Here is a 1,402-nt window from a genome sequence, read left to right as displayed (position 1 = left end):
CGATGTCTGCCATTCCAGGCAAGCACGAAGCCGCTACTCCCACTCAATGGTCGCAGGCGGCTTGCTCGACACGTCGTAGGTCACCCGGTTGATGCCGCGCACCTCGTTGATGATGCGGCCCGACACTTTCTTGAGCAGCGCATAAGGCAGCTCGGCCCAGTCGGCGGTCATGAAGTCGCTGGTTTGCACGGCGCGCAGGGCCACCACGTAGTCGTAAGTGCGGCCGTCGCCCATCACGCCCACGCTTTTCACGGGCAAGAACACGGTGAAGGCTTGGCTGGTCAAGTCATACCAAGTTTTGCCAGTTTCGTCGGTGAAGTTGCGCAGCTCTTCGATGAAGATCGCGTCGACACGGCGCAGCAGGTCGGCGTATTCTTTTTTGACTTCGCCCAGAATCCGCACGCCAAGGCCTGGGCCTGGGAAGGGGTGGCGGTAGACCATTTCACGTGGCAAGCCCAGCGCCACGCCGAGTTCGCGCACTTCGTCTTTGAACAGTTCGCGCAGGGGCTCCAGCAGTTTCAAGCCCAATTGCTCGGGCAAGCCACCCACGTTGTGGTGGCTCTTGATGGTGACGGCTTTTTTGCTCTTGGCACCACCACTTTCAATCACGTCAGGGTAAATCGTGCCTTGGGCCAGGAAGGTCGCCCCCTTGTGCCCACCGTCACCGGCTTTGAGTTTCGCCGCTTGTTCCTTGAACACGTCCACAAACAAACCACCAATGATCTTGCGCTTGGCTTCGGGTTCGCTCACGCCCGCTAACTTGCCGAGGAACAAGTCGCTGGCATCGACGCGGATGACTTTCGCGTGCAGCTTGCCCACAAACATCTCCATGACCATGTCGCCCTCGTTCAGGCGCAGCAGGCCGTGGTCCACAAACACGCAGGTCAGTTTGTCGCCGATGGCGCGGTGAATCAGTGCGGCGGCAACGGAGGAATCCACACCGCCACTCAAGCCGAGGATGACTTCTTCGTCACCGACCTGCTCGCGGATTTTGGCCACAGCTTCTTCGATGTAGTCGCCCATGATCCAGTCAGGGCGGGCCTGGCAGATGTCGAGCACAAAGCGGTTGAGCAAGGCCTGGCCCTGCACGGTGTGCGTGACTTCGGGGTGAAACTGCACCGCGTAGAAATGGCGCGATTCATCGGCCATGCCTGCAATCGGGCAAGCAGGGGTCGAGGCCATGACTTTGAAGCCTTCGGGCATTTGCGTGACCTTGTCGCCGTGGCTCATCCAGACCTTGAGCATGCCGTGGCCTTCGGCCGTGGCGAAGTCTTCAATGCCTTTGAGCAGTTCGGTGTGGCCGTGGGCGCGGACTTCGGCATAGCCAAATTCGCGTGTGGTGCCCGCCTCCACTTTGCCGCCGAGCTGCTGCGCCATGGTCTGCATGCCGTAGCAAATGCCC

The 1,402-nt window shown here is 60.3% G+C and carries 1 protein-coding gene; it reads right to left on the bottom strand.

What is annotated here, in order from left to right; translation table 11 throughout:
- Nucleotides 1-33: 33 nt before the first annotated feature.
- The coding region (guaA, locus tag Q0341_RS13290; protein WP_299514198.1) for a glutamine-hydrolyzing GMP synthase at nt 34-1,402 on the bottom strand (1,369 nt) is incomplete at its 5' end.

The organism is uncultured Limnohabitans sp., from assembly GCF_937889215.1.
In the GTDB taxonomy this organism is placed as follows: Bacteria; Pseudomonadota; Gammaproteobacteria; order Burkholderiales; family Burkholderiaceae_C; genus Limnohabitans_A.
The sequence above is the reverse complement of the archived record's forward strand: the minus strand, read 5'-3'. Positions and strand labels throughout refer to the sequence as shown.